This window comes from Nonomuraea sp. K271 (genome assembly GCF_009908215.1).
Taxonomy (GTDB): domain Bacteria; phylum Actinomycetota; class Actinomycetes; order Streptosporangiales; family Streptosporangiaceae; genus Nonomuraea; species Nonomuraea longispora.
In genome coordinates this window covers 1-19,987 of the sequence record NZ_JAAAHR010000123.1, presented here as the reverse complement: position 1 = coordinate 19,987, position 19,987 = coordinate 1, and the positions used below count along the sequence as shown (strand labels likewise).

General features: G+C 72.5%; 17 protein-coding genes. 8 read left to right on the top strand and 9 right to left on the bottom strand.

Going from position 1 to position 19,987, the window contains the following annotated elements:
• Positions 1-37 precede the first annotated feature (37 nt).
• The 8 genes from GUY59_RS32800 to GUY59_RS32765 form a co-directional block, all read right to left on the bottom strand.
• Positions 38-460, bottom strand: a complete 423-nt coding sequence (locus GUY59_RS32800) for a hypothetical protein (RefSeq protein ID WP_138204715.1) — start codon at positions 458-460, stop codon at positions 38-40.
• Between the two features lie 32 nt (positions 461-492).
• The gene (locus GUY59_RS32795) at positions 493-1,512 is read right to left on the bottom strand and encodes a leucine-rich repeat domain-containing protein (RefSeq protein ID WP_132336248.1); all 1,020 of its coding nucleotides are present in this window, start codon (positions 1,510-1,512) and stop codon (positions 493-495) included.
• Positions 1,509-3,875: an aerobic carbon-monoxide dehydrogenase large subunit gene (cutA, locus tag GUY59_RS32790; RefSeq protein ID WP_138204717.1), complete on the bottom strand. Its 2,367-nt coding sequence runs from the start codon at positions 3,873-3,875 to the stop codon at positions 1,509-1,511. The genes GUY59_RS32795 and cutA overlap by 4 nt, the downstream gene beginning before the upstream one ends.
• Positions 3,872-4,414, bottom strand: coding sequence for a (2Fe-2S)-binding protein (locus GUY59_RS32785; protein WP_138204719.1), 543 nt, complete (start codon positions 4,412-4,414; stop codon positions 3,872-3,874). Before GUY59_RS32785 ends, cutA begins: the two co-directional genes overlap by 4 nt.
• A complete protein-coding gene (locus GUY59_RS50950) occupies positions 4,404-5,309 on the bottom strand; it encodes an FAD binding domain-containing protein (RefSeq protein WP_138204721.1) in 906 nt (301 codons plus the stop codon). The genes GUY59_RS32785 and GUY59_RS50950 overlap by 11 nt, the downstream gene beginning before the upstream one ends.
• Positions 5,306-6,730: a uracil-xanthine permease family protein gene (locus GUY59_RS32775; RefSeq protein WP_138204723.1), complete on the bottom strand. Its 1,425-nt coding sequence runs from the start codon at positions 6,728-6,730 to the stop codon at positions 5,306-5,308. Before GUY59_RS32775 ends, GUY59_RS50950 begins: the two co-directional genes overlap by 4 nt.
• Positions 6,731-6,879: 149 nt before the next feature.
• Positions 6,880-7,083: an RNA-binding S4 domain-containing protein gene (locus GUY59_RS32770; protein ID WP_212746267.1), complete on the bottom strand. Its 204-nt coding sequence runs from the start codon at positions 7,081-7,083 to the stop codon at positions 6,880-6,882.
• A gap of 42 nt (positions 7,084-7,125) precedes the next feature.
• A complete protein-coding gene (locus GUY59_RS32765) occupies positions 7,126-8,730 on the bottom strand; it encodes a PucR family transcriptional regulator (protein ID WP_138204725.1) in 1,605 nt (534 codons plus the stop codon).
• Between the two features lie 131 nt (positions 8,731-8,861).
• Here GUY59_RS32765 and GUY59_RS50945 point away from each other — a divergent pair, with 131 nt between their 5' ends.
• The 8 genes from GUY59_RS50945 (at position 8,862) to GUY59_RS32725 (ending at position 19,143) form a co-directional block, all read left to right on the top strand.
• On the top strand, positions 8,862-9,731 hold the full coding sequence (locus GUY59_RS50945; protein WP_252375112.1) for a DUF2877 domain-containing protein: 870 nt from the start codon (positions 8,862-8,864) through the stop codon (positions 9,729-9,731).
• Positions 9,724-11,079: an FdrA family protein gene (locus GUY59_RS32755; RefSeq protein WP_138204729.1), complete on the top strand. Its 1,356-nt coding sequence runs from the start codon at positions 9,724-9,726 to the stop codon at positions 11,077-11,079. The genes GUY59_RS50945 and GUY59_RS32755 overlap by 8 nt, the downstream gene beginning before the upstream one ends.
• Positions 11,076-12,464, top strand: a complete 1,389-nt coding sequence (locus tag GUY59_RS32750) for a DUF1116 domain-containing protein (protein WP_138204731.1) — start codon at positions 11,076-11,078, stop codon at positions 12,462-12,464. The genes GUY59_RS32755 and GUY59_RS32750 overlap by 4 nt, the downstream gene beginning before the upstream one ends.
• 221 nt (positions 12,465-12,685) lie before the next feature.
• Positions 12,686-15,061 carry a serine/threonine protein kinase gene (locus GUY59_RS47790; RefSeq protein ID WP_201761621.1) on the top strand — a complete coding sequence of 792 codons (2,376 nt, stop codon included), beginning with the start codon at positions 12,686-12,688 and terminating at the stop codon, positions 15,059-15,061.
• Between the two features lie 78 nt (positions 15,062-15,139).
• Complete coding sequence (locus tag GUY59_RS32740; protein WP_138204733.1) at positions 15,140-15,712, top strand: TetR/AcrR family transcriptional regulator; 573 nt, start codon at positions 15,140-15,142, stop codon at positions 15,710-15,712.
• 54 nt (positions 15,713-15,766) lie between these two features.
• The gene (locus GUY59_RS32735; protein ID WP_138204735.1) at positions 15,767-16,963 is read left to right on the top strand and encodes a Cmx/CmrA family chloramphenicol efflux MFS transporter; all 1,197 of its coding nucleotides are present in this window, start codon (positions 15,767-15,769) and stop codon (positions 16,961-16,963) included.
• The gene (locus GUY59_RS32730) at positions 16,960-17,775 is read left to right on the top strand and encodes an MOSC domain-containing protein (protein WP_138204737.1); all 816 of its coding nucleotides are present in this window, start codon (positions 16,960-16,962) and stop codon (positions 17,773-17,775) included. Before GUY59_RS32735 ends, GUY59_RS32730 begins: the two co-directional genes overlap by 4 nt.
• Before the next feature lie 81 nt (positions 17,776-17,856).
• Entirely contained in the window at positions 17,857-19,143 is a 1,287-nt protein-coding gene (locus GUY59_RS32725) for an MFS transporter (RefSeq protein ID WP_252375113.1), read from the top strand.
• Positions 19,144-19,246: 103 nt separating this feature from the next.
• Here GUY59_RS32725 and GUY59_RS32720 read toward each other — a convergent pair.
• Positions 19,247-19,987: DNA polymerase (locus tag GUY59_RS32720; RefSeq protein ID WP_236667728.1), on the bottom strand; the 741-nt coding region annotated here is incomplete at its 5' end.

The window sequence follows — 19,987 nt, the reverse complement described above, 5'->3', positions numbered from 1 at the left end:
TGAGGTACGCGGTCCGCGTCTCCGGGGTTCAGCACGGTCAGGAGGCAGGTGTGGGCGTCTGCGAGACGCGGTGGTCGGTCAGGTGCAGGTCGCCGTCGAGCCGCTCCTGGATGGCCTCCAGCACCTCGAGCGGGCCGAGGACGGTCCAGCGGGGTCCGACGAGGTGGGGGTTGTACTCGGGCGCCTGGTCCATCCACGCGTCCTTGAGCGCTTCGGTCTTGAACGTGTTGACGAAGAACCTCCCGTCGGAGGTCTTGCAGAACCCGGTGCGCAGATCGTCTCCTTCGACCTGCATCTTCGGCTTGCAGCCGACCTTGGCGGACAGCTGCTCGACGGTCAGCGGGGCCGCGGGCTGCGGCTTCGCGCCTGCTGCGACGTAGTCGCTCCAGCCCCCTGAGGAGCATCCGGCGACCAGCCCGGCCAACAGCGCGAGAGCGGCCAAGCGTGGAAAAGTCGTCATGTGCGGAGGTACGCACCACCCGGCGCTCCGGTTCAGCGCAGGACCACGCACCCACGCGCGGCGAGCCGGCGCAGCACCTCGGGCTCGCCGTCGAGCTTGTTCCACCGCAGATCGAGCTTGTCCAGCGCAGGCAGCCGGTCGGGCAGCTCCCGGAGCCGGTTGTTGCGCAGGTCGAGCTGCCTGAGTCCGGACGGCAACGTGTCCGGCAGCTTGCCGAGCAGGTTGTCGCGCAGGTCGAGCACCCGCAGCTCCTCCAGCTCGGCGACGGCCGCGGGCAGCCGGGTCAGCCGGTTGCCCTGAAGGTGCAGCTCACGCAGCCGGGTCAGCCCGCCGATCGTCTCGGGCAGCGACTCCAGGCGGTTGCCGTAGAGCCGCAGCTCCACCAGCGCGGCCATCCGTCCCAGCGCGTCCGGCAGGCGGGTGAGCCGGTTGTCGGTCAGGTTGAGGTAGGCGAGCCGGTCGAGCCGGCCGATCGCCGCGGGCACCTCGGTGAACAGGTTGTCGCTCAGGTAGAGGTAGTCGGTGAGCGCGAGGTCGCCGAGCTCGGGCGGGATGGACGTGAGCCGGTTGTGCCCGAGGTCGAGCATGCGCAGCCCGGTCAGCCCGCCCACGGCCGCCGGCACCTCGGTGAGCGCGTTCCCGGCCAGGTTGAGCGACTCCAGCCGGGTCAGCCTCCACAACGAGCCGGGCACTTCGGTCAGCCCGTTCGCGCCCGCCGACAGGTGCCGCAGCCGCCCGCCGAGGCGGCCGGGCAGCGTGCGGACGCGGTTGCCGTACAGGAAGAGCGACTCCAGGGCCGGCGGGCAGGCGGGGACCGCCGTCAGCGCGTTGCCGTCCACGTGCAGCGCACGCAGCGCGGTCAGCCCCGACAGGTCGGGCAGGGCACGCAGGCGGTTGCCGTCGAGCCTGAGCTCCTCCAGCGAGGCGAGCCCGGCCACCCGGCCGGGCACCTCGGTGATCGCGTTCCAGGCCAGGTCGATCAGGCGGACGCCGTCAGGGACGTCGGGGAAGGAGGTCAGCCCCGCTCCGGGGGCGCGCAGCTCCGGCCTCATTCCAGGGCGGCGTGACGTTCGCGCAGCTCGAAGAGCTCCGACGGGGAGATGGGCATGCGGTCGATCTCGATGCCCTCGGCGTCCTCCAGGGCCGAGGCGATGACCGCGGAGACGGGGATCACGCCGGCCTCGCCCGCGCCCTTGATGCCGAGGGGGTTCAGCGGCGAGGGCGTCTCCAGGTGGGCGGTCTCGACGTGCGGTATCTCGGTGGCGTACGGCATGAGGAAGTCCATGAAGGAGGCGTTCACCAGCTGGCCGTGCGAGTCGTACACCATGCGCTCGTAGAGCGCCCCGCCGATGCCCTGCGCCACTCCGCCGTGGATCTGCCCCTCGACGATCATGGGGTTGACCAGCCGCCCGCAGTCGTGCACGACGACGTAGCGCACCACCGTGATCTCGGCGGTGTCGGGGTCGGTCTCGACGACGGCGGCGTGCATGCCCGACGCGAACGTGGACCTGATCGGCGAGTAGTAGTCGCGCCCCTCCAGGCCCGGTTCCTCCCCTTCGGCGACCGGCGGCCGGTCGGGGGAGGCCGTGCCGGAGAACTGGGTCGCCTTGGCCGCCTCGTCGTCGAAGGCGTAGCGCAGCGGGTTGGCCAGCACGGCCACCGTGGACAGCGGGATCGACGCCGACGGCGCCCCCGCCACGTGCACCATCCCGTCGTCGATCGCCAGGTCCGCCGGGTCGGCCTCCAGCGCGTCGGCGGCGATGCGCAGCGCCTTCTCGCGGACTTTCCTGCACGCCAGCGCGATCGCGTTGCCGCTCATGACGGCCGCCCGGGAGGCGAACGTGCCGACCGCGTAACCGAACCTGCGCGTGTCGCCGGTGACCACGCTCACCCGCTCGATGGGCACGCCCAGCTCGGTGGCGGCGATCTGGGCGAACACCGTCTCGTGCCCCTGCCCCTGCGAGGTGAGCCCGGTGGAGACGTGCACCCGGCCGTCGGAGGTGATCTGCACGTGCCCGCCCTCGTAGGGGCCCACGCCGGTGCCCTCGACGTAGCAGCCGAGGCCGATGCCGCGGCCGGGACGCCTCTCGTGCTCGTCCCAGCCGATCAGCTCCTTGACCATGCGGAGCATCTCGGGGTAGTTCCCGCTGTCGTAGATCAGCGGGCGTCCGTCCTGGAAGGTCATGCGCTGGTCGTACGGGAACTCGTCCGGCCCGATGAAGTTGACCGCCCGCACCTCCGCGCGGTCCTTGCCCAGGTGCCGGGCGATCTTGTCCATGGTCCGCTCCATGCAGAACACGGCCTGCGGCCTGCCCGCTCCTCTGTAGGGGGTGACCTGCACGGTGTTGGTGTAGAGGGAGGTGAACTCGACGCGGTAGGCGCCGATCTTGTACGGCCCCAGCAGCTGGGTGGAGGTCACGATCGGCACGATGATGCCGTAGGGCGTGTAGGCGCCGTGGTCATGCCGGATCGTCACGTCCAGCCCGAGGACGCGGCCGTCGTCGTCGAAGCCGACGCGTACGTGCTGGATCTGGGCGCGCTCGTGGGCGGAGGAGATGAAGTGTTCCCTGCGGTCCTCCGTCCACTTGACCTCGCGCCCCAGCGTCATGGCGGCCCACGGCACGAGGATCTCCTCGGGCCACGGGTGCACGATCTTGACGCCGAAACCGCCGCCCACGTCGGGCGCGATCACCTCGACCTGCGGCAGCGGCAGGCCGAGCGTGGCGGCGACGGCCATGCGGACGCTGGTGGAGGTCTGGGTGCTGGAGTAGACGCGCAGGTCCCTGCCGTCCCAGCGGGCGTACACGCCGCGGCCTTCCAGGGGCGTGCTGGCGCTGCGTTCGATGTCGAGGCGGAAGGCGAGGGTGTGCGGCGCGGCCTCGATCGCCTCGCCGGCGCCGCGCCCGTCGGCCGCCGCGACCTCCTGGACGAGGTGGGCTCCGACGTTGCCCGGCACGTCCTCGTGCACGAGCGCGGCCCCCTGCACGGCCTCCTCCAGGCCGACGACCGGCTTGAGCTGCTCGTAGCCGACCTCGATGAGCGCGCAGGCGTCCTCGGCGGCGTACCGGTCGCTCGCCACGACCATGACGACCGGCTCGCCGACGTGCCTGACGACGTCGCGGGCCAGCGGGTAGGCGGTGCGGCCGTGGGTGAGCGCCGGGTGCGGGATCAGCAGCGGGAGCGCCCTGCCCACCCGCTCGGGCAGGTCCTCCCAGGTGTAGATCGCCATGAGCCCCGGCACGTCGAGGGCGGGCGTCACGTCGATGTCGCGGACGCGGGCGTGGGCGTGCGGCGAGCGGACGAAGGCGACGGCGAGCGCGTCACGGCCGAGATCGTCGAGGTAGCGTCCCTGCCCGGTGAGCAGCCTGGGGTCCTCGCGCCGCTGCACGGGCTCGCCGAACAACCTCGTCGTCATCTCTCCTCCGCCAGCAGCTCGGCGGCCCGGTGGACGGCCTTGACGATGTTCTGGTAGCCGGTGCAGCGGCACAGGTTGCCCGCGATGCCCTCCACGATCTCGTCGTCCGACGGCGCCGGGTTGTCCCTGAGGAACGCGGTGACCGTGCACAGGAACCCGGGCGTGCAGAACCCGCACTGCAGCCCGTGACACTCCGCGAAGGCCCGCTGCACCGGCGACAGCGCTGTGTCCACGGCCTCCACCTCGTGGATGCGGCTCGGTCGCTCGGATCCGCCGCCTTCCCTCGTCGCTCCCTCGCGGGCCAACCCTTCGACGGTGGTGATCTCCTGTCCGTCCACGGTGACCGCGAACGTCAGGCACGACCGTACGGGCCGGCCGTCGAGCAGCACCGTGCAGCAGCCGCAGACGCCGTGCTCGCAGCCCACGTGGGTGCCGGTCAGGCCCAGGTCGTGGCGCAGGCAGTCGGACAGCAGCCGGCGGGCGGGCACCTCCACCCGTCTGGTGGCGCCGTTCACGACGAGCGTGATCTCATGCTCCACGGGCGGCCGTCCCTTCCCTCGCCGCGTTGCGCAGCGCCCGCTCGGCGAGCACGCCCACCAGGTGCCGCCGGTAGGCGGCCGAGGCGTGCACGTCGCTCTCGGGCTCGGTCTCCTCCTGTACGGCCCGCGCCGCGTCCGCCCAGCCCTGGTCCGCTCTCTCGCCGCCCGTTCCCGCGCTGTCCGTTTCGGCGCCGTCCGCGCCCTCGCACGCGGCGGTCACGTCCACGACGACGGGCACGGGGCCGACGCCGACGCAGGCGACCCTGGCGGCGGTGACGCGCGCGTCGTCGTCCAGCGTGACCACGGCGCAGACCCCGGCCAGCGCGTAGTCGCCGTGCCTGCGGGCCACCTCCTCGAAGGCGGTGCCGGTGCGAGGCCCGAGCGCGGGAAAATACGCCGACACGGCCAGCTCGCCCGGCTGGACCGCCGACTCCAGGGGCCCGGTGAAGAACTCCCGCGCCGGCACGTCGCGCTCGACGGCCCGCCCGTCCCACCGGGCCACCCTGACCGTGCCGTCCAGCACCGCCAGCACGGCGGGCAGCTCGGCGGCCGGGTCGGCGTGCACGAGGCTGCCCACCACCGTGCCCCGGTTGCGGATCACCGGGTGGGCGACGAGCCTGAGGGCCCGGGTGAGCAGCGGATGCGCGCCCGCGTGCTCGGCATCGGAGTGCCTGACCAGCGCGCCCACCCTGACGCCCGCCGGGCTCGCGTCGACCGCGGACAGGGAGCCGATCCGGTTGATGTCGACGAGATGCTCGGGAGCTGCCAGCCGCATGTTCATCAGGGGGATCAGGCTCTGCCCGCCGGCCAGGACCTTGCCGCGCACCTGCGCGAGCGTGCGCAGCGCCGCGCCGACGTCGCGGGGCGCGTGGTAGGTGAACGGCGGCGGCTTCACGCGGGCCCGCTCCCGGCCTGCTCGGGGGCCCGTCCGGGGGCGGGCCCGGCGATGGCCCTCAGCAGGTGGTAGCCGCCCAGCACCACGATGGTGCCGAGCGCGATGCCCTCCAAGGTGAAGTCGCCCCCGATGAAGTGCTGCACAGGTCCGATGGCCAGGATGATGCCCGCCCCGGTCGGAACCATGTTCACGGGGTCGGCGAAATCCACCCGGTTCTCGATCCAGATCTTTGCGCCGAGCAACCCGATCATGCCGTAGAGGATCACGGTGACGCCGCCGAGCACCCCTCCGGGGGTGGCCGCGATCAGCGCGCCGAACTTGGGGCACAGGCCGAACAGGATCGCGATGACCCCCGCGATGTAGTAGGCGGCCGTGGAGTAGACCTTGGTGGCCGCCATGACGCCGATGTTCTCGGCGTACGTCGTGGTGGGCGAGCCGCCGACCGAGCTGGCGAGCGCGGTGGTGACGCCGTCGGCGGCGACGGCGCGGCCGACGTACGGGTCGACGTCGGTGCCCGTCATCTCGCCGACCGCCTTGACGTGGCCGACGTTCTCGGCGATGAGCGCGATGACCGCGGGCAGCACCAGCAGCACGGCGGAGGTCTTGAAGTCGGGCCCGTGGAACTCCGGCAGCCCGATCCAGGCGGCCTGCGCCACCGGCTCGAAGTCGACCCGGTCGTGCGGGAAAGCCGTCGCCACGCAGTACGTGCCCTCGGCCTCGCAGGCGGCCCCGGAGGCGTCGCGCAGGTTGGCGCCAGGCAGCACCGACGTGATCGGCCCGGCCACCCTGTCCAGCACCCACGACAGCACGAACCCGGCGACGAGCCCCACCAGCACGCCGATCCGCCCGATGAACCCCTTGAACAACACGATCACCACGAACGTGATCAGCATCGTGACGAGGGCGACCCAGTGGTCCTGCGGCCAGTACGTGTCCGCCACCACGAACGCCAGCCCGAACCCGATCAGCATGACCACCGCGCCCGTGACCACGGGCGGGAAGACGCGGTGGATGATCCGCACGCCGAGGAAGTGGATGGCCAGCCCGGCCAGCGCCAGCACGAGCCCGGCGACCAGGATGGCGCCGGTCACGATGGCGTCCGCTCCCGCGGTGTCGCCGCCCGCCGCGGCCCTGATGGCGAACACGCCGCCGACGAAGGACGCGCTGGTGCCGAGGTAGCTCGGCACCTTGCCCTTCACGATCAGCAGGAACAGGATCGTCGAGACGCCTGACATCATCACGGCGATGTTGGGGTCGAGCCCCATCACCAGGGGGAAGACGAACGTCGCGCCGAACATCGCGATCACGTGCTGCGCGCCGAAGCCCATCATGCGGGGCCAGCTCAGCCGTTCGTCGGGCCTGACCACCTCGCCTGGGGCCAGGTGCTTGCCGTCACCGTGCTTGGTCCATCCCAAAACCATTGAGAGCCCCTCTTGTACCGGGCGTTGCGCTGGGCCGGCGACACGCTTTCCGTTGCGGGCACATTAGGCCCGCGAGATCACTCCTACACGGGCATGATCTGCCAAATCTACGCCGGGAACCAGGGAGAAACTCGCGCCCGCGGCCCGCGCTATCCCACCCGGATCGAGAACCCTTCGCCGCTGACCACCTGGCCCGCCCGGATCTTGGCCCGCTTGCGCAGCTCGACCTCGCCGTCCACGAGCACCATGCCCTCGGCGATCAGCTGCTTGGCCATGCCGCCCGTCTCCGTGATGCCGCAGTATTTCAGCAGGTCGCACAGCGGGATGAAGTCAGAGCGCAGTTCGAAGTCCACGGGCCCCAAGCCTAGACGCCGCCTGGACGTCCCTCCCGCACCCTAGATGCCGCGCATGCGCAGCACGTGGAGCGCGAGAGTGAGGTTGAGCCGCAGGTGCGGGTCGTCGGTGAAGCCGCCGAGCAGCCGCTCCAGCTTCCCGATCCGGTAGCGCAGCGTGTTGTAGTGGAAGTGCAGCCGCCTGGCCGTCTCGGCCACGTTCAGGTTGGTCTCCAGCAGGGCCTGGAGGGTGCGCCGCAGGTCGGCGTTCTCGGCGTCGTCGTCGGTGGCCAGCGGGCCGAGCGTCTCGCGTACGAACGCGTGCAGCTCGGCGGTGTCGTTCACCAGCGACAGCAGCCGGTAGACGCCGAGCTGGTCGAAGTGGGCGACCGCGCCGGGCCCGTGCAGCTGCCGCCCGACCCTGGCGGCCTTCAGCGCCTGCGCGTAGGCGTCGGGCAGCGTCTCCGCCCCCGGGCTCGGCCTGGACGTGCCGGTCGAGAACGTCGCGGGCGGCGAGTCGGCGAACGCGCAGGCGGCGTCCCTGGCCACCTTGGAGACGTCGGCGGAGGCGTCGACCACGGCCACCACCTCGTGCGAGAACCCCGCCACCGCCCCCAGGGGGTCGTGCCGCCTGATCGCGGCCGTCCAGCAGGCCACCAGCCGGTCCTGGGCGCTGCGCTCGTCGCCGTCGGGGTCGAGCTCGGCCACCAGCACCGTCACGGGGCGCGACAGGTCCCACCCGAACGCCCTGGCCCTGGCCGTGACCCGCTCGACCGTGCCGGCCCGCCCGGTGAGCACGTCGCGCAGGAAGTCGGCCCGGTATTTGCTCTCGACGGCGTTGACCGCCTCCTGGCGGGTGACGACCAGGGCGGCGACGGTGGCGGCGCGTTCGAGGATGCCGACGTCGCTGTCCCGGATCGCCGCGGACGGGCTGTAGGCGACGATCCTGCCGTGGTGGTGGCCTCCGGCCAGCACCGGCACCGACGCGAACGAGCGCTTGCGTGCCCCATCGGCCTCGGCCGCCGGGGGACCCTCGTGGGTGATCGACTCGCACAGGACGCTCATGTGGGCGGCGGGACCGGCGGCGGCCAGCACGCGGCCGGAGCCGTCGACCGCGGCCACCGACACGTCCAGCAGGTGCGCGACCTCGGCGGTGACCTCGTTGAGCCCGCCACCGGCCAGCACCACCTGCACCAGCGCCCGGTGCGCCTCCTCGGCGCGGGCGAGCACGGCCGCCTGGCGGTTGAGGATGTCGGTGAGCACCTGGTTGAGGATGTCGTCGAAGCCGACGTCGTTCGGCAGCAGGATGAGCGGGAAGCCGAGCCGGTCGGCCTGCTCGGCCATCTCGGCGGGCAGCTCGTCGACGTAGCGGCCCAGTTTGATCGCCAGGGCGGAGAGCCCCCGCTCGTCCAGGTCGGCCACCAGCCGGCCGAGCGACTGGGGCGTGTTGCGCAGCGGGTAGCCGGTGGTGAGCAGCAGTTCGTGCGGCTTGACCCAGGCCAGGATGTCGGGCACCTCCATGACGTTGAGCCGCTGCACGATGCGGCCCAGCCCTCGCTCCCCCGCGATCAGCCTGGCCTCGGCGAGGGTGGACACGCCGAGCACCTCGCCGACGGACACGCCATGGATGATCGTTCCGGTGCTGGCCAGACGGACGGGGGGCTCCATGGACAAGATTGTGACCCCGGGAGTCGTCTGTCAGGAAGAGCCAACCTTCCCGCTCACTGTTGGCAAATTTACCCGTACGGAGGGTTCCGGGCCCGTTCTACGGTCAGGACCAGGGTCGGTTGGGAGGTCTGGTGACGGTCGGTACTCACGCGCGACGTACCCGCGTCCACGTCACGGGAGCGGCCAGCGCGGCCGTGCGTCCCGTCCTGGAGTCGTCCCGCCGCCCGGCGCGTGTGCTCGCCGCGTTCCCCGGCGGGATCTACCTGGAGGTCAGGACCGAGCTCGAACCTTCGGTGATCGCGCTCATCACCGGCGAGGCGATCCGGCTGCCCAACTCCGTGCTGCTGGCCGGGCCGCTCCCGAGGGTCACGGTGGGTGACGACGCCTCGGTGGGCGACCGGTCGATCGAGCTGGGCCCGCTGAGCCTGACCGTACGGCGCTGGTGGGATCCCGCGCCGCCGCTCGGCCCTGTGGACCTCACGAGCCTCGCGAACGCCGCCGCCCGCCTGATCGACCCGCCCGAGCCCGGCCTGACCGGCAACGCCGCGGTCGGGATGCTCGCGGGCGGGTGCGCCGAGGGCCGGCTGCTCCGGACGGTGACGGCGGCCGAACAGCTGATGGGCCTGGGGCCCGGGCTCACGCCGAGCGGCGACGACGTGCTGGCCGGGCTGCTGGTGACGCTGCGGCACCTGGGCGCGGCGGCCGGGGTGGAGCGGGCGGTCTGGCTGGCGGGCTGGCTCGGCGCGACGGTCACGTTCGACGCCCGCTCACGGACGACGCCCCTGTCGGCCACGCTGCTGCACTGCGCGGCCGCGGGCGCGGCCAGCCCCGAGGTGACCGGGGTGCTGCGCGGCCTGGCCGGCACGCAGCCGCTCGAACCGGCGCTGCGCCGGCTGCACCGGCTCGGCCACACGTCGGGATCCGACCTGGCGCAGGGCGTCGCCATCGGGGTGCACGCGATCCTCTCCCTGGGAGAGTCCCAGGGGCGGCCCCATGAGTGACGTTCCGCGCGAGGTGGTGCTGGTCCGGCGGGGGACCTATCACGACTCCGTCACCCTCATGCGGGTCAGCCAGGCGTTGTCGGGCCTGCCGGGCGTGACCGCGGCCATGGTCGCCATGGCCACCGAGCTCAACGTCTCCGTCCTGCGCGAGCTTGGGTTCACGATCCCGGAGAGCGACCCTGGGGATCTGCTGATCGCCGTACGGGCGAGCGACACCGAAACCGCCGTCGAGGAGGCCGACCGGCAGCTCACCGCCTCCCGGCGGTCGGACCCCGCGCCGGAGCACCAGCCGCCGCTGACCACCCGCTCGGCCGCGAGAGAACCCGCCGGCCTCGTGCTCGTCTCCACTCCAGGGGAGCACGCCTTCGCCGAGGCTCTGGACGCCGTCGAAGCGGGCCTGCCCGTCATGATCTTCAGTGACGGCGTCCCTGTGTGGCAGGAACGCCTGCTGAAGGAGCGGGCGGAGGCCAGGGACGTCCTCGTGATGGGCCCCGACTGCGGCACGGCGGTGATCGGCGGCGTCGGCCTCGGCTTCGCGAACGTGCTCCGCCCCGGCCCCGTCGGCGTGGTGGCGGCCTCCGGCACCGGCGCGCAGCAGGTGACGTCCCTGCTCGATCGGGCGGGCACCGGCGTCAGCCACGTGCTCGGTGTGGGCGGCAGGGACCTGTCGGTCGAGGTGGGCGGGTTGTCGGCGCTACGGGCGCTGCGCATGCTCGACGAAGACCCGGCCACCGAGCTGATCGTGCTCGTCTCCAAGCCGCCCGCGCCCGAGGTGGCGCGGGCCGTGGAGGAGTCGCTCGGCCGCCTGCGCACGCCCGTCGTACGCGCGCTGCTCCAGGAAGGCGCACCCGATCTGACGGAGGCGACGGAGCAGGCGCTGCGCGCCCTGGGCAGGCCCGTGCCCGAGTGGCCGTCGTGGCCGTCGTGGCCGGGCGGCCGCCCGCCCGCCAAGACGATCAAGGGCGTCTACGCCGGCGGCACGCTCAGCGCGGAGGCCGCGATGATCACCGGCACCGGCGACGTCGTCGACTACGGCGACGACGCCTACACCAGGGGACGCGCCCATCCCATGATCGACCCGTCGCTCCGGGTCGAGGCGCTCTCCCACACCCAGGACACCGACGTGGTGCTCATGGACGTGGTGCTGGGCCACGGCGCCGACCCCGACCCGGCCGCCTCGCTCGCCCACGCCGTGGCCCGGGCTCCTGCCACCGTCGTCGTCGCCCTGATCGGCACGGAGGGCGACCCGCAGGACCTGCACCGCCAGGCCGCCGCCTTCCGCGAGGCGGGCGCGGCCGTGTTCACCTCCAACGCCGAGGCCGCCCGGCACGCCAGGAGCCTGCTGTGACCCTGCTCTCCGCACCGGCCCGCGTCGTCACCGTCGGCGCCGGCCTGCTCGACGACGCGCTCACGGCCCAGGCCGTGCCCACGGTTCCCGTGGCGTGGCGGCCGCCGCTGCCCGGCACCGCCGAGGCGCTGGCCAAGGTCCTCGCCGACCCGCGCAGGCCGGCCGCCAACGAGCTGGCCGCCGGCCGGCTGACCTCCGCCCGCCCGCACCTGGTGGGCGTGCGGCGGGCCTCCGAGGTGCTGGCGGAGGGGACATTCCTGCACGCGGGCCCGCCCATCACGTGGGAGCGCGCGTCCGGGCCCATGCGCGGCGCCCTCATCGGCGCGATGTTGCTGGAGGGTCTGGCGGGCGACGAGCACGAGGCCGCCCGTACGCTCGCCGCGGGCGGTGTTACGCTGCGCCCGTGCCACGAGCACGCCACCGTGGGCCCGATGGCGGGCGTGGTGAGCCCGTCCATGTGGGTGTTCGAGGTGCGCGACGCGGAACACGGCGGCACCGCCTACTGCTCGCTCAACGAGGGCCTGGGCAAAGTGCTGCGCTACGGCGCGTACGGGCCCGAGGTCCTGGAGCGGCTGCGCTGGATGGACGAGGTGCTCGGCCCCGCCCTGGCCGCGGCGCTGGAGCGTACGGGGCCGATCGACCTGCGTACGCTGATCGCGCAGGCGCTGCAGATGGGCGACGAGCTGCACAACCGCAACCGCGCCGCCACCTCGCTGCTGCTGCGCGAGCTGGCGCCCGCCGTGGTCGAGGCCGCGCCCGGCGTCGCCGCGCAGGTGCTGCGCTTCATCAACGGCAACGACCACTTCTTCCTCAACGCCGGCATGGCCGCGGCCAAGGTCAGCACCGACGCCGCCCGCGACGTGCCCGGCTCCTCCCTCGTGGTCGCGATGGCGAGGAACGGCACCGACTTCGGCGTGCAGGTCTCGGGCCTCGGCGGACGCTGGTTCACCGGCCCGGCCGGGGTGCCCGACGGGCTCTATCTGGGCGCGTACGGCCCCGAGGACGCCAACCCGGACATCGGCGACTCCACCATCACCGAGACCTCGGGCCTGGGCGGCTTCGCGATGGCGGCCTCCCCCGCCATCGTGCGCTTCGTCGGCGGCGAGGTCGCCGACGCCGTCAGAGCCACCCGTTCGATGTACGAGATCACGCTGGCCGAGCATCCCGCCTATCAGATCCCGGGCCTCGGCTTCCGCGGCACTCCTGTCGGCATCGACCTCACGCTGGTGGCGAGGACCGGCCTGCTGCCCGTGGTCAACACCGGCATCGCGGGCCGCGTGGCCGGCACGGGTCAGGTCGGCGCGGGTCTGGTCGAGCCGCCCGCGGAGGCGTTCACCCACGCGTTGCTGGCATTGGCACGCTCAGTAAGCGAGTCATTTGAATAGCGAAATATCCGTACGTCAGCACTATTGTCAAGCAATGTCAGCTTCCCTTGCGGTTATAGCGCCGATATCGTAACGAGCCTCAGGCCAGCAAGAAATCCGCCGCGGCCCTCCTCCGGGCCTGGTCAAAAGCCCCATGCGGCAGCGTCCGGCGGGTTTCTCAGTGCCAATCTGCAAGTAGCGTGAGAACGCACGTGACGGATGAGGCGAATGGGGGCGGAGACATGGCAGCCGACCGCTTGCTCAGCGGCCCCGGCGCGGAGGGAGGCCCCCCGAGCGGCACCCCGCGGAGCCAGGGCCGCCTGATCGGCCGGCGCTACCGGTTGATGTCGCCGGTCGGCAGAGGCGGCATGGGGATGGTCTGGCAGGCCCACGACGTCCTCCTCGACCGCGACGTCGCGGTCAAGGAGCTGATCCTGCCGTACGGGCTCGACCACGCGGGCAAGCAGGTGGCCCACCGGCGCATGCTGCGCGAGGCCAGGTCCGCCGCCCGGCTGACCCACCCCGGCATCGTGACCGTGCACGACGTCGTCGAGGAGGACGGCCGCCCGTGGATCGTGATGGAGCTGGTCCGCGCGTGGTCCCTCGAACAGGCCGTACGCCAGAGCGGGCCGCTGCCGGTGATCCAGGCGGCCGAGATCGGCATCCGGGTGCTCGACGCGGTCAGGCACGCCCACGCCGCCGGCATCATGCACCGCGACATCAAGCCCGGCAACGTGCTGCTGACCACCGACCGGGTGGTGCTGACCGACTTCGGCATCGCCGCCATCGAGGGCGATGTGACGATCACGCAGACCGGGCTCCTCATGGGGTCGCCCGCGTACATCCCGCCCGAGCGCCTGTCCGGGCAGCCGATCACGCAGGCGGCCGACCTGTGGTCGTTCGGCGCCACGCTGTACGCCGCGGTCGAGGGGCGGCCGCCGTACGAAGGGCCCGACGCGATCGCGGTGCTCGGCGCGGTGCTCACACAGGACCCGATCAGGCCGCAGCGGGCCGGGGCGCTGATGCCCGTCATCGAGGGCCTGCTGCGCAAGAATCCGGCTGAGCGGCTGACCTCGGCCCAGGTCATCGAGATGCTGGAGGCGGTGCTGCGCGCGCACGGCTCCCCCCGGCCGCGCCCGCCGGAGACGCTGCCCAGCCAGGCCGACCCGACGCCCGCGGTGCTGCTGCCACCACTCGAACACCCTTCGGGGCCGATGCCGTCGCGGATCGTGGAGACGCCCTCAGGGCCGGTGCGGGTGCCGTACGACCCGGCGAGCAGCCCGTCGGGGGGCTACTCGATGCCCTATGACGGGATGACGAGCCCGTCGGGCAGCCACAGGACCGACCAGTTACCTCCGGCGCAGGGGTTCGACGCGTTCACCGCCCCTTCGGGTCCGCACCGGCCGGACAGCGGCCCGCACCCACTCGGCGGCCCGCCCTCTTTCGACGGCGCGCCTTCCCCAGGCGGCCACTCCTCGCTGGACGACCCCGCACACCCGGGCGACCACTCGTTCCCCAGCGGCCCCTCGTCCCTGGACGGTGCTTCACACCTGGGCGGGCCCCCGTCCGTGGACGGCCCCTCCTCGTTCGCCGGTCCCTCTTCCCTGGGCGGCTCCCCTGCGGGCGGCGGCCCGTCCTCGCTCGACGGCGCGCCTGTGCCGGGCGGCCCGTCCGTGTTCCACGACCCGATCGCTCCCGGCGGCCCGTCCTCGGCGGGCGGTCAGGCCCCGTTCGAGCCGTACCGGCCCATGGACGACTCCGCCGACGGACCGAACGCGCACTCAGGGCCGCAACCCCGGCCGATCCTGCCGCTGACCTCCGACAGCCGCACGTCCGGCGCGACCCCGTGGCCGCTGGCCTCTCCCGCGGTCCTGCACGAGCAGTCACGCAATCTGGCGCACGACATCAGCCGCAACCGCCTCACCACCCTGCCCGGCGCGTCGCCGCGCAGCGGCACGAGCCGGCGCAGGAACGAGGACGACGGCGGCGGCACGTGGATCCGTGACGGCCGGCCGACGCCGCTCACGTTCGTCGGCGCGATCGTGGCGGTGGCCCTCGTGGCGGGCGCCGTGGTGATCATCCTGTCCGGCGGGCCGGCGCAGGAGCAGGCCGCGGTCACGGCCGCGGCGGCATCCGCGGCCGCTGCGCCGACCCCCACGACCGGGGGCGGCGAGCCCTCCCCCGTGCCGGAGGGCCACGAGGAGCACACCCTCTCCGGGTTCGCGGCCGGCGTGCCGGTGGACTGGAAGCCGGTCGAGACGGACGGCGGGGCCACGTTCGACGGGCCGAAGGACTCCGGCATGCGGATCGTGGTGGAGCGGGCGACGCCGCAGGCCGACGGCGGGTTGTCCCGGCTGAGCAAGGAGGAGGCCGAGGGCGCCAGGGAGAGCTACATCCAGGTGCAGTTGCGGGATCTGTCCTACAGAGGGTGGAAGGCCGCGGACTGGGAGTACACCTACACCACCGCCAGTGGCGTCCCCATGCACGCGCTCACCCGGTACGTCACTATCGACGGCAAGACCGCGTTCACGATCACGTTCGACATGCCCGAGCTGAAGTGGGACGACCAGGCCGGCACGCGCAAGGTGTTCCTCGACACGTTCCGCACAAGCGCCTGACGCCGGCGGGTTCCCTGTCTCACCGGCCGCATCCCACCATATTGCACTGCTCGTTCCAAAACTGGTAGCGTACCCGGCATGGCGCGACCGAGGACGTTCGAGGAGGACCGTGCGGTCGAGGCCGCCATGCTCGCGTTCTGGGACGCGGGCTACGAGAACACCTCGACGCAGGCCCTGTGCGCGGCCACCGGCCTCGGGCGCAGCAGCATCTACAACACCTTCGCGAGCAAGCACGACCTCTTCAAGAAGGCGCTGCGCCACTACATGGACGGGCGCAACGCCAGGCTCGCCGAGCTGATGGGCTCCGGCCTGCCCGCCAAGGAGAAGGTCGGCACCGTGCTGGGATGGGCGGTCGAGCCCGACCCCGAGGAGCCGGCCGGCTGTCTGGTGGTCAACTCGCTGGTCGAGCTGGGCCCGCACGATCCGGAGGTCGCCGAGCTGCTGCGGCTCGACAACGACAAGCGGGTGCGGATGATGCGCTCGGCGATCGAGGAGGGCATGGCACGGGGCGAGATCGACGCGGAGAAGGACGCGCTCGCCCTGGCGCACTTCGTCGTGGCCACGGTCAGCGGCATGCGCGTGGCCGCCCGCGGCGGGGCCGGCCGGGAAACCTTCGCCTCCATCGCGCGGACCGCGCTGGACGCGTTCTGAGTTTTCTGTTCCCTGATTTTGAACTGATCGATTCAAAATACGTGGAGGAAGGCCATGCCACTGGCCGTCTACATATTGGGCCTGTCGATATTCGCGCAGGGCACGTCGGAGCTCATGCTGGCCGGGCTGCTCCCCGAGATGTCCCGCGACCTGGGCGTGTCCATCCCCGAGGCAGGGCTGCTGATCTCGGCCTTCGCCATCGGGATGCTGGTGGGCGCTCCGGTGCTGGCCATCGCGACGCTGCGCTGGCCACGCCGTACGGCGCTGCTGACGTTCATGCTGATCTTCGCGCTCTCGCACGTCGTAGGCGGGCTGACGTCCGACTACGCGGTCGTGTTCGCCACCCGCGTGGCGGGTGCCTTCGTGTACGCCGGTTTCTGGGCCGTGGCGGCGAGCACCGCGATCGGCATGGTGCCGGCGAACGCCCGCGGCAAGGCGATGAGCATCCTGGCGGGCGGGCTGACGGTGGCCACCATCATCGGCCTGTCCTCGGGCACCGTCATCGGCCAGCATCTCGGCTGGCGGGCCGCGTTCCACGCGGTGGCCGGGTTGTCGGCGCTCGCGGCGATCGGCGTGTTCGCCACCATCCCCGGCGGCCGTCCCGAGCCCGGGACCGGGCCGCGCGTCGGTGCCGAGCTGCGCGCCATGCTGAACCCCCCGCTCTGGCTCGCCTACGGCACGATCGCGCTGACCACGGCGGCCCTGCTGGCCTCCTTCAGCTACCTGAGCGTCCTGCTGACGGGCAGCACGGGCCTGGATCCCGCCTGGGTCCCCGCCGTTCTCGCCCTGTACGGGATCGGCGCGCTGATCGGCATCACGATGGGCGGCAGGACCGCCGACGCGCGGCCGTTCCTCGTCCTGTTCACCGGTGTCACGGGCCTCATCGTGACCTCTGCCGCGCTGGCCGCCTCCGCCACCGTGCCCCTCCTCGCCGTCGTGCTGGTCTTCCTGCTCGGTGTGTTCGGGTTCGGGACCAATCCGGCGCTGAACGCCCGCCCCTTCGCCCTCGCCAAGGACGCCCCCACGCTGACCGCCGCGATGAACGTCTCCTCCTTCAACGTCGGCATCACCGTGGGCCCCTGGCTGGGCGGGCTGGCCATCGGCGCGGGATTCGGCTACCCGTCCGTCGCCTGGATCGGCGCCGTCGTCGGAGGGGCGGCCCTCGGCGCGGTCGCGCTGGCCGCGGCCCTGCACCGCAGGACGGCGCCTCTTCAGAGCGCGCCGATCAGTGAGGTACGGTCGGCCGCATGAAGCTGGGGAGCATTCGCTTTTATCCCATCAAGTCCACTGCGGGCCATGAAGTCGATGAGGCCGAGGTACACCCGTGGGGCCTGGCGGGGGACCGGCGTTACCTCATCACCGACAGGGACGGGATCATCCTGACAGCGCGCGAGGAACCGGCCCTGCTGGCCTGTGTGGGCCGGCTCGACGGTGGCACGCTCACGCTGACCGGCCCGCACGCCGCCCCGCTGCGGGTCACACCGGCCGCCGTGACGTCCACGGTGGACGTGTGGGGCACCCCGGTCGAGCTCACCGACTGCGGTGACGACGCGGCCCGGTGGTTGTCGGAGCTCGCCGGACAGCCGGTCCGGCTCAAGTGGCTGGACGACCCGGCCCGCCGCCCGGTCGATCCGGCGTACGGACGGCCGGACGACCGGGTGAGCCTGGCGGACGCCTATCCCCTTCTCCTCACGACCGGCGCGTCGCTCGGCCGGCTGAACGACTGGATCGTGGAGACGGCGCTCGAACGCGGCGAGGAGCCGCCCGGCCCGCTTCCCATGCACCGCTTCCGGCCGAACGTGGTGATCGACGGGGTGGACGAGCCCTTCGCCGAGGACGAGTGGAAGCGGCTGCGCATCGGCGACGTGGGCTTCCGGGTCACCAAGGGCTGCGACCGCTGCGTGCTGACGACGATCGACACCACCACGTACACCAAGGGCAAGGAGCCCATCAGGACGCTGTCCAGGCACCGCAAGCGGGACGGCAAGGTCTGGTTCGGGATCAACCTGATCCCCGACGGCCCCGGGCGCATCGCCGTGGGCGACGCGGTCGCGATCCTGTGAGAGTTTCGCCGTCCGTCACCCTAGGAGAACAGGACGCTGTCGTCTTTAGGGTGATGTTGGGGGTTATGTCAGACTTCACTGGTGACCAGCGCCCCCATCCAGCCCACGATGCTGCCCTCTGACCGGATCCCGAGCATTCAGCGTCGTACCCTCGCGGTCCTGTCCGCGACGCAGATCGTGGGCGGCGTGGGCGTGGCGGTCGGGCTGGCGCTCAGCTCGGTGGTCGTGGACGAGCTGTCGGGATCCACCGTGATCAGCGGCTTCGCCGGCACGGCCACCGTGCTTGGCGCGGCGCTGCTGGCCCTGCCGACGGCCAGGGCGTCGGGCAGCGGCGGGCGGCGCGCCGGCCTGTCGCTCGCCTACCTCGCTGCGCTGGCCGGCTGCGCGATCTCCGTGGCCGCCATCAGCCTGGGCTCGTGGCCGCTCCTGCTGGCCGGGCTGGTGCTGGTCGGCGGCGGCAGCGCGGGCAGCCTGGCGGCGCGCTACTCCGCCACGGACCTGTCGCCGAAGGGCCGCTCGGCCAGGCACCTCTCACTGGTCGTCTGGGCCTCCACCATCGGCTCCGTCGCCGGCCCCAACCTGGCCAGACCCGCCGACCAGGTCGGCATGAGGCTGGGGATGGCGGAGAAGGCCGGGCCGTTCGCGTTCTCCGCGCTGGCGTTCGCCCTGGCGCTGCTCATCATCCTCGTACTGCTCAGGCCTGACCCGCTCAAGCTGGCACGCGGGCTGCAGGACACACAGGAGACGCCCGGCCCCGGCCGCAACCGGACCATCAGGACGGCCTGGGAAACGCTGCGGACGACCCCGATGGCCCGCACGGCGCTGATCATGATCGCGGTCAGCCACACGGCGATGGTGTCGGTCATGTCGATGACCCCCGTGAAACTTCACCACGACGGCGCCAACCTCGACGTCATCGGCATCGTGATCAGCCTGCACATCGCCGGCATGTACGTGCTGTCGCCGGTCGTCGGCTGGCTGGCCGACAAGGCGGGCAAGGTGCCGGTGCTGGCGCTCGGCATGGCCCTGCTGCTCTGCGCGGCCACGCTGGCGGGCACGGCGGGCCACCGGGTGTGGCAGGTGACGGCGGCGCTGGTGCTGCTCGGGCTGGGCTGGTCGTGCGGCCTGGTGTCCGGCTCCGCCCTCGTCACGGAGTCCGTCCCGCTGTCGCGCCGCCCCGCCGTACAGGGGCTGTCGGACCTGCTGATGAACGTCTGCGGCGCCACGGGCACGATCGTCGCCGGGGCGATCGTCGGGCTGCTCGGCTACGGCATGCTCGGCCTGGTCGTCGGCATCATGGTCACCCTCGCCGGGCTCTGGCTCGCCTCGATCCGGCGCCGCACCGCCGCCGCCCCTTCCGCCGGGTAACGAGCCCGACCTGTGGCCGCCCCTCCGCGGCAGCCAGGACCTACGCCGGCGACCCGGCCCGCGCAGGCGGGCGAGCCGTGCGGAGGACCGGGGTGCGGCTCGTCTACTTGGCGTCGGCGTAGGAGGTGACCGCCACGGTCTCCATGGGGAAGCGCACCGGCGTCCGCCCGAACAGCAGCCTGCTCGCCTCGGCCGCCGCGGACGACACCGCCGCCATCACCTCCTCGGCCTGCTCCAGCGGGCAGTGCACCATCACCTCGTCGTGCTGGAAGAAGACCAGCCGGGCCGGCTCGGGCAGCAGCCCGCGCAGGACCGCCATCAGCGCGAGCGCCCACTCGGCCGCCGTGCCCTGGACGACGAAGTTGCGGGTGAACCGCCCACGGTCCCTGGCCGCCCGCCAGCCCTCGGGCCCGGACACCAGCTCCTTCCAGCGCGCCGACGGAGGCGGGCAGGTGCGCCCGAGCCACGAGCGTACGAGCCGCCCCTCCTCGCCCGCCTTCGCCGCGTCCTCCACGAACTGGTACGCCTGGGGGAAACGCTGCCGCATCACCGCGAGGAGCTTGGAGGCGTCGCCGCTGGTGCCGCCGTACATGGCGGACAGCATCGCGATCTTGGCGTTGGCGCGCTGCCCGCCGAACGACTGCGCGAGCGCCGCATAGAGGTCGATCTCCCCCGCCGCCCTGGCAAGCCCCACGTCACCGGCCATGGCCGCGAGCACGCGCGGCTCCAGCTGGGCGGCGTCGGCGACGATCAGGGTCCACCCGTCGTCGGCCACCACCACCCGGCGCATCACCTTGGGGATCTGCAACGCCCCGCCCCCGCTGGTGGCCCACCGCCCGGAGAC